General features: G+C 30.5%; 6 protein-coding genes. 2 read left to right on the top strand and 4 right to left on the bottom strand.

Annotated elements, in window-relative coordinates; genetic code table 11:
* Nucleotides 1-171: 171 nt before the first annotated feature.
* Nucleotides 172-2,607, top strand: coding sequence for a helix-turn-helix domain-containing protein (locus tag AST99_RS12485; RefSeq protein ID WP_057782173.1), 2,436 nt, complete (start codon nucleotides 172-174; stop codon nucleotides 2,605-2,607).
* 13 nt (nucleotides 2,608-2,620) lie between these two features.
* Here the strand turns inward: AST99_RS12485 and AST99_RS12490 are convergent, their stop codons facing one another.
* On the bottom strand, nucleotides 2,621-3,514 hold the full coding sequence (locus AST99_RS12490; protein WP_057782174.1) for a polysaccharide lyase family 7 protein: 894 nt from the start codon (nucleotides 3,512-3,514) through the stop codon (nucleotides 2,621-2,623).
* A 294-nt stretch (nucleotides 3,515-3,808) separates the two neighbouring features.
* Between AST99_RS12490 and AST99_RS12495 the strand changes: the two genes are divergently transcribed.
* A complete protein-coding gene (locus AST99_RS12495; protein WP_057782175.1) occupies nucleotides 3,809-5,281 on the top strand; it encodes a potassium/proton antiporter in 1,473 nt (490 codons plus the stop codon).
* Between the two features lie 84 nt (nucleotides 5,282-5,365).
* Here the strand turns inward: AST99_RS12495 and AST99_RS12500 are convergent, their stop codons facing one another.
* From AST99_RS12500 to AST99_RS12510, 3 genes are all read right to left on the bottom strand, one after another.
* Nucleotides 5,366-6,166 (bottom strand): haloacid dehalogenase type II, encoded by an 801-nt coding sequence (locus AST99_RS12500; RefSeq protein WP_057782176.1) that lies wholly within the window; start codon nucleotides 6,164-6,166, stop codon nucleotides 5,366-5,368.
* 53 nt (nucleotides 6,167-6,219) lie between these two features.
* Complete coding sequence (locus AST99_RS12505) at nucleotides 6,220-6,822, bottom strand: TetR/AcrR family transcriptional regulator (protein WP_057782177.1); 603 nt, start codon at nucleotides 6,820-6,822, stop codon at nucleotides 6,220-6,222.
* A 73-nt stretch (nucleotides 6,823-6,895) separates the two neighbouring features.
* Entirely contained in the window at nucleotides 6,896-7,633 is a 738-nt protein-coding gene (locus tag AST99_RS12510) for an NUDIX hydrolase (RefSeq protein ID WP_057782178.1), read from the bottom strand.
* Nucleotides 7,634-7,775 lie beyond the last annotated feature (142 nt).

Consider the following 7,775-nt stretch of genomic DNA (forward strand, 5'->3'; position numbering starts at 1 on the left):
TTGTTTATGCCTTTTTGGAAATGATTCCTAAAGCGTATAAATATCTTCAAATTTTATTAAATGTATGCTGGTAATCAGTGAGATATAAATATTTTGCTTTTTTAAGCTCCTTCATTTCAAAAGCAAATAAATAATAGTACCTTCAAAATCTATTTTTTAAAATGTATTGAAATGTCTGTGAATAAGGAATTAGATTTAGCTTGGGAATTTGTAAATAATACAAATCGCTCTATTTTTTTAACCGGAAAAGCAGGTACAGGAAAAACAACATTTTTACACCGTTTAAAAACACAAAGTTTAAAACGTTTAGTGGTTATTGCACCGACTGGTGTAGCTGCTATTAATGCAAAAGGGGTAACCATACATTCTTTTTTTCAGATTCCTTTTGGACCAATTTTACCAGATACAGATTTAGATAATCCGACTAGTTTCAATAGAAAATTCAATAAAACTAAAATCAATATCATAAAATCAATGGATTTGTTAGTCATTGATGAAATTAGTATGGTTCGTGCCGATTTATTAGATGGTATAGATCGTACATTACGTCGTTTTAGAACTAAAAATAAAGTTTTTGGTGGTGTACAAGTCCTTATGATTGGCGATTTACAGCAACTCTCACCAGTAATTAAGGAAAACGAATGGCATCTTCTAAAAAAATATTACAGTAACGGTTTCTTTTTTAGTAGTCATGCATATCAACAATGTGATGCTGTAACTATTGAATTAAAACATATCTATAGACAAGAGAATCCTACATTTATACAGATTCTTAATGAAATTAGAAATAATGCTTTAAGTGCATCTTCAGCTAAAGAATTAAATAAAAGATATATTGCAGATTTTTCCCCAAAACCCAATGCGGGTTATATTTCGTTAACTACACATAATACTAAGGCTGATACTACTAATAAATCTGAACTTGATAAACTTAAAACTAAATCTTTTATATATAATGCCAAGGTTGAAGGTAAATTTCCTGAATTTTCTTATCCCAATAGTGACACCTTAGAATTGAAGGTTGGTGCACAAGTTATGTTTATTAAAAACGATACCAGTCAGGATAAACGCTATTTTAATGGAAAAATAGGAACTATAACTCATTTAACTAAAGAAGAAGTTACCGTACAATGTGTAGATGATGATTTTAAAATTGTGACTAAAGCAGAACTATGGGAAAATATAAATTATACTGTAGACAAAGACACAAAAGCCATTACAGAAGATAAAATTGGATCTTTCACTCAAATTCCATTGCGTTTAGCATGGGCTATAACTATTCATAAAAGTCAGGGATTAACTTTTGAAAAAGCAATTATAGATGCAGGTAGTGCTTTTGCTCATGGACAGACGTATGTTGCTTTAAGCCGCTGTAAATCTTTAGAAGGTTTGGTTTTAAAGAGTAAAATTAGTTCCAATCAAATTATTACAGACACTCATGTCATCACGTTTAATAAAAATGCTGAAGCTAACGAACCAGATCAAGCGGTTTTAGAACGTTCTCAAAAAATGTTTCAGTTAGATTTGATTGCGGAAGTCTTCGCTTTTTATGAATTTATGTATCCTGTAAATAGAATTTTAGATATCTTTTATAAAAATAGAACAAGTATCGAAGGTAAGGTTGAACATGAAATGGTCACGATTAAAAATACAGTTACAAATTTATTAAAGGTTGGTAATGGCTTTAATGCTCAATTACGAACTTTGGCAGAAGAAGAACAATTACCTGAATCTAATTCTATTATTCAGGAACGCTTTAAAAAAGCGATTACGTATTTTAAAGATCAAATAGAATCCAATATTGGAACTGCGTTGAAAACCTTTAGTTTTACCACAGATAATCAAGCTGTAGGAAATGATATTTCAAAAAACATAGATGTTATTGAGACATTATATGATTCTAAATTATTCTACTTTAATGGTCTATCTTCAGATTTTACAACTAAAACACTATTAGAATTACGTGCTAAATCTGTATTCTTAGCTAAAGATAAACCACGAAAATCTCGTAAATCTGTAGTTGATGGTACTATAAATGTAGAATTATTTGAATTGTTAAGAGTGCTTAGAAACGAAATTGCTACAGCACAAGATCTAGTACATTTTCAGGTGTTTACACAGAAATCTTTATATGAAATGTGTGAAGTTTTACCAGTAACAAAAGATGAACTTTTAAATGTAAATGGCATGGGAGCAACACGTGTTGAAAAATATGGATCGGCTATTTTAGAGGTTATACGAGATTATTGTGATGAAAACGATATACAAACGGAATCTGAAGACACTATTTTTGATGACGCAGAGTCCAAAGATTCAAAAGTAAACACTAGAGACTTATCTTTACAATTATTTCAATCAGGAAAATCTGTAGCAGAAATTGCAACTTCACGTGACTTGAATGAAAATACCATTTTTGGACATTTAGCAGGATTTATTTCTACAGGAGAAATAAAAATTACAGATTTAATGTCTAAAGAAACTTATGACACTTTACTAAAACTTATTCCGAAGAAAACTTTTGATAATCTATCCGATTTAAAACATCAATTGGACGATGCTTACAGTTATGGCGAATTACGTATAGTCCTAGATGCTCTAAATAACTAAATTTCTATAAATGTTATAAACTATGTTCGGTTTTTACCTTATATAATACCACTTGTGCAGCTTTTTCATAATCATCATTCCAACCATAATAATTACCTGTTTTAAAGTAATTTTCATGAACATAACCATTTCCTACGTAGTCGTATATTTCTGTATAATCAATATCTATTCCTTTTTCTTCACAACTAAGCGCACAAAAGAGTTTACCATTTTCAATTTTTATTTTAAAAGTAAATATTTCATTATCTACTTGACCAAAATCTAATTTTTCATCATAATTACTAGTCCATGCTTCGTCATTATCTGGTTTTGTATAATGATCTATTTGTATGGTGCCACTATTCCATCTAATTTTTACAGTTGCAGGATCTCCTGTAATTCCGTCTGAAGCTTTGCCATGAATTTGTGCTACGATGGTACGGCCATTACCTTCAACAAAATCTACTTGTAACGTGGTTTCTAAAATATGAACGCCAGTTGTCATAGACCAATTATCGTCTGTATCTTGGTTTCCTTTCCAATATTCTCTAAGTTCTGTTCTGCAATATTTATCACCTAGTTCAGATAATCCAGAAGTTGTATAACCTGTAAACTGTGTCCACATGGTATAAGATCCATCTTCATTTTCATAGAAATATTTAGATTCTTCAGCGGTAAGTCTGTCGTTAATAATATCTTCGTATCCTATAGATGTTGCTTTTCCACTGCCAGAATTTATAGGAACAGAAAGGTACCAGTTTTCCCAATTAATATTAGAATTTGTAACTATAGTATCTTCAATTTCATCTACAGGTATGTCGGCATTATCATCTGTAACTTCTGAATCTGTTCCAGTGCTGTTACAAGCTAATTGGGAGATGATAATTGTTATTAAAAGAAACGGGTAAATGATTTTTTTCAAAGTCATAATCTGCTAATCGAAGCTAAGATTGGGTTTTTACTAAGTGTTTAATTTAGGACGTTAATCCATAATTTTAATTGTAAATATAATTGAATTTTCAATTGGTTTTTTATTGAAATGATTAGTCTGAATCTTTTTTTTATATGTATGTAAAACCTTGATTGATAGGATTTCATTGTACAGTTATCTATTTAAATAATCTTTAAAATCTCTGAAAAATATTTGCTAATATGTTATCACTTTTTATTTCGTACAACATCAATAATAAGTTAAATTTGTTTTTAGCTATACGCATGACCTATGAATTTAACTATTGAAAATATTGTACTTGTCGGATCTTTACTGCTGTTTATTAGTATTGTAGTCGGTAAGACATCTTATAAATTTGGAGTTCCAACATTAATACTTTTTTTATCTATCGGGATGTTGGCCGGATCTGATGGTATTGGTGGAATATTGTTTGATGATCCTAAATTGGCTCAATTTATAGGTATAGTTTCTCTTAATTTTATATTGTTTTCTGGAGGCCTAGATACACATTGGTCTACTGTAAAACCTATATTAAAGGAAGGACTTTTATTATCTACGCTTGGGGTTTTGCTTACCGCTGTAACTTTAGGTTTATTTGTATGGTATGTAACCGATTTTACCATTTTTGAAAGTATGTTATTAGGCTCGATTGTATCTTCCACAGATGCGGCCGCTGTATTTTCAATATTACGTTCTAAAAATTTGGCATTAAAAACAAATTTAAGACCAACCTTAGAATTAGAAAGTGGGAGTAACGACCCGATGGCTTACGTTTTAACTTTAGCTTTTTTAAGTTTGGTGATAAACCAAGATCAGGACGTAATGACTATTGTGTTCATGTTTTTTCAACAAATGATTTTAGGTGGATTGCTGGGATTTGGATTTGGTAAATTGAGTAAGTTCATTATAAATAAACTGACATTAGATTTTGAAGGATTATATCCTGTATTAGTTATTGCTTTAATGTTTATAACATTTTCAGCAACCGATTTTGTTGGCGGAAATGGTTTTCTTGCCATTTATATTTGTTCTGTGTATTTAGGAAATCAAGATCTTATTCATAAATCTACTATTCTAAAAATGTTTGATGGTATGGCGTGGTTAATGCAAATTGTATTATTCTTAACGCTTGGCTTACTTGTTTTTCCATCAGAAATTATTCCTTACATGGGAATAGGATTATTAATTTCTGTATTCCTTATTCTAGTAGCTAGACCTGTAAGTGTTCTTATAAGTACAATGTTTTTTAAAATGAAAATGCGTAGGAGGTTATATATTTCTTGGGTAGGTTTAAGAGGTGCTGTGCCTATAGTTTTTGCCACATATCCGTTATTGGCAGGGATAGAAAAAGCTAATATAATTTTCAATATCGTTTTCTTTATTTCTGTAACATCTATTCTTATTCAGGGTACAACTTTGTCTGTGTTTGCTAAGTGGTTGAAAGTAGGCATGCCTGAAGAAGCCAAAATACCAAAGGAAAATGAACGTTATATTTTAGATTTGCCTAAATCTGCCATGGAAGAAACCATAATTCCACCCGATAGTTATGCCGTAAATAGGCGTATTATTGATTTACATTTCCCAAAATCGGCATTTATTGTTATGATAAAACGCGATGGAAAATTTGTGCGTCCAGGCGGATCTACAATTATTGAAGCCAATGATACTCTTGTTATTTTATTAGATGATGATGAAAGCCTTGATAAGGTAAACGATTTATTAGCTCAAGCTTCTTTAGATTAAAAACTTTAAAATAAAAATCTCTTATTTAAAGTGGAAAGCTTTGCCTAAGAGATTAATGGTGTTTTTATACTAAATAAGTGTGTATTATTTCATAGCAATTAGTTTTTCTGCAACTAATTTTAAGTTAGATTCATTAATCTCTGGTTTATCAGCTAACGGATATAATTGTGCACCAGGTCTACTAATAAAAGCACCACGCCAATTCGCCCAAATGGCACCAGCTATATCCCAACCATGTGCAGCAACAAGCATACATTCTTTTGGAGCGATTCCCATTTTGCGTGCAGCCCAATCGTAAGCATCTGTATCTGGTTTAAATTTCCCAATGTCTTCTATACTTAATCTTTCATCGAAATAATCGATTAAACCAGCATTTTTAAACTGTGTTTCTACACCAATATTTGAAGAGTTTGTAAACGATACTATTTTAAAACCAGCTTGTTTTAGTTGTGTTAATGCTTCTTTAACTTCTGAATGTGCCGGTATAGAACGCAAAGGTGTTAAGATCGCTGTTTTTGCGTCTTCTTCAGAGATTGTAATTCCGTTATTAGCAGCTACCATTTGTAGCGCTGCCGCGCCTATAACTCCAAAGTCATTATATTGTCTACCTACCGTGGTTACCAAAGAATATTGTAACATGGTTGTAAACCATAATGGTAATAAATCGGGTCTGCCACCTAACGCATCACCTACACTTTTTTTCATGGTCGTTAAATCTAGTAAGGTTTCGTTTACATCAAAAAATAGTACTTTAGGTCTTATGTTTTGCGCAGTTCCTTCTGCTTGACTAGTTGCAGTAGCAGCAAATCCTAAAGAGGATACAGCTGCACCTCCTAAACTTAATAATGCTGTTTTTTTCATGAATGCTCTTCTTTTGTTTGTCATTTTTTATAGTGTTTTATAAACATACTATATGGTATGTTTTGTTGTAAAAAAAATTATGCTTGTAATTGTTTTAAATATAAAGAGAGACCAGAAACGTATTCTTCTAAAATAGTATCGTCTTTATAAAGTTTTCTTATACCTCGAATGCCTTCAAAAGCACTAATTAAATACACTGCAACGGCAGCGCTTGAGACATTTGGTTTTATAGTATGTTCGCGTTTACCTCTTTCAATCAGTTTTATTAATGCTGACTTCCAAGTTTCAATTATCTGTTTTAGGGCTAATTGATAGGCCAATTCATGATCTCCAATTTCATTAATTAGATTGTTCATGGGACACCCGTGTTCTTTTTCGTAAATTTTAAAAGATTTTAAGCGGGTTATAAAAATGTGTTCCAATATGTCTAGGGCGTCTCCCGTTTCTTCTAATGGATACACCATGCCATCTAAAACTCTTTTTTGAACTTTTAAGCTAATAACTTCAAGTCCTAAAGCTTTTTTACTCTTATAATGATGGTAAAAAGCACCTTTACTAAGCGTAGTTTCTTTCATTATTTTATCGATACTAGTCGTCTTAAAACCATTTTCGTAAAATAAAGTAAAGGCTTTATCTATAATAAGTTGTTTTGTAAGTTCAGATTTTAAATCTTGTTGCATGATACAAATATAAATAAAGATACTACTTAGTATGTTTTTTTGTGTTTCTGTTAACGTTTATAAATAGAATGTCTTAAATACTAATTAGGTAATTTTTTTCGAACATTTTATCGTACACGTCTTTACTAAACATATAAAGTTGGGCTGGTTTTTTAGAAACACCTACTTGTTTTTCGTCTAAAGGAATAATGTATTTTTTATGGATAAGCTTGCGTCTAAAATTTCTGTTATCTATTTCTATTCCTAAGATGGATTGATACAAATCTTGAACGTCATTAATGGTAAATTTATGCGGCAGTAATTCAAAAATTATAGGTTCAGATAAACATTTTATTTTCAAATCTTCATAAGCTTCTAGAATAATGGCTTCATGATCAAAACCTAATTCAGGTAAGTCATTTACAGGGAACCATTTGGCATTGTATTTATTTTCATGAAGATTAACAGCTTCTGTTTTAATTAAAAAATAATAAGCAATAGTTACGGTTCTAGTATTAAAGCCTTCGTTTTTAATCCAAATCTGATCTTTGTCGTTTAATAAACGGTCTGGAGATCCAAAAGCTTTAAATTGTTTTTTGTACAAACTGCTTAATCCTGTTAATTCTTTTAAAGCCCTAGAAGCGGTATCATCTAAAGTTTCATCTTCATTAATATGATATCCGGTCAATACATAATCATCTACTAAAATTTCAGAAGTTGTTTCAGATTCCAAGTAGCGCTTTATTAATAAAACGTTAAGCGATTTTTCAATTGTATTGTATCCAAAAACAACACAATCTACAGATATGTTTTTGATTTTCTTTGATTTCATATACTTAAATTATTGAGCTAATGTAATGATAATAATTACAATTATAATTATTAAACGTTTAAATTACACTATATGTTTTTAATATTTATTATATTCTAAAACCTTAATTTGTAGATAATATAGAATATAAATGGGTTAATAT

Origin of the sequence: Formosa algae, from assembly GCF_001439665.1 — a bacterium.
Lineage (GTDB): Bacteria > Bacteroidota > Bacteroidia > Flavobacteriales > Flavobacteriaceae > Formosa > Formosa algae.